This window comes from Allobosea sp. P1_A7 (genome assembly GCF_056406775.1).
Window position 1 is genome coordinate 1 of record NZ_JBFTZN010000583.1, and the last position, 1,179, is coordinate 1,179.

The window sequence follows — 1,179 nt, forward strand, 5'->3', positions numbered from 1 at the left end:
CATTCCGTCGTCGACCTGCAGGCCGCCATCAACCGCTTCATCAAGGAGCACAACCGGGAACCACGCCCGTTCCTATGGAAAGCCGATCCCGACCACATCATCGCAGCCGTTAGGCGCGGGCATCAAACGTTGGAATCAATCCACTAGAATTCTGCCCCACTTTCGAACCACAAAACTGTGCCTGCTTCCCCTTGGACATGGCGTCGCACCCAGATCCGCATCGATTGTGCCGCATGAGCCACGGAAGCCGGTTCTTCGGGCCTCATCCTCGCGTTTTAGCTTGTTGCCCCCCTGCAGTCGCGCAAGCTATCCTGCCGAGTGAAGGAGTTGTCCATGGAAGCGCAGTCAAGATCGTCCGACGAGACGATGTCGCGGAGTACTTATCCGGACGGCGATCGTGGTGATAATTGCAGTAGGAACGCTGTTGCCGCTCATTCGGTGAGCGCCCAGGCCGAGGCTCGACCTTCCGCGCGATGAACGAAAATAGCTGACGCCCCGAACACTGGTGCGCCCAGCTTCGGCCCCTCCACCCTCGCCCGCGGCGGGAAGATGCGGCGGGGGGAAAGAGACGGCGACTGCAGCGAGATGCATTCTTGCTCGCGATCCGGGCGGCTGGCCATCATCGCTCTCGCAGGAAAGCCAGGGAAGGAGAAGACGAAGTGAGCACGCTGATTGAGCGCGTCGCCGCTGCCATTGCCGCAGCCTCCATGGACGGATCGGACGGAAATATGGGGGACGAAGCGGCGCTCGTTCTCGCCCGCGCCGCTATCGAGGCGATGCTCGAGCCAGGCGAAGTCGCCGTGTTGGCCCATCAGGTCGTCCCGGACGGCACAGATTTCAGAGATCGGGCGCTCGCAAACTGGCAAGCCATGATCGACGCCGCGCTGGCTGAGCAGCGGTGAACTACAGCTTCGGACCCTCCAACACTCGAATGGCGCTCATCATCCTGGCACGGGCTGCGATGGGTGCCTGAGGCTGGTGGTCGGGGAACTGGCGGTCCGGTTGACCAAGCATTGATCGCGCCCACGCCGTGAGCAGCAAACAGATAGCGCGTGACGCAAAAGTGAGGGATGCTCAACGCAAAATCGGAGGAGGCAACTATGACACGAACCAATGAAGAGTTGATCGCTGAGGCCGATGATATTGAAAAAGCGATCCAGAATGCGATGGATACTGCCC

1 protein-coding gene and 1 pseudogene are annotated in these 1,179 nt (G+C 60.7%); both read left to right on the forward strand.

From position 1 onward, the window contains the following. Nucleotides 1-147: pseudogene (locus tag AC1D34_RS37785) on the forward strand (IS630 family transposase); the annotation flags it as partial. Between the two features lie 446 nt (nt 148-593). Continuing rightward, a complete protein-coding gene (locus AC1D34_RS37790) occupies nt 594-902 on the forward strand; it encodes a hypothetical protein (RefSeq protein WP_476827057.1) in 309 nt (102 codons plus the stop codon). The last annotated feature ends 277 nt before the right edge of the window (nt 903-1,179 follow it).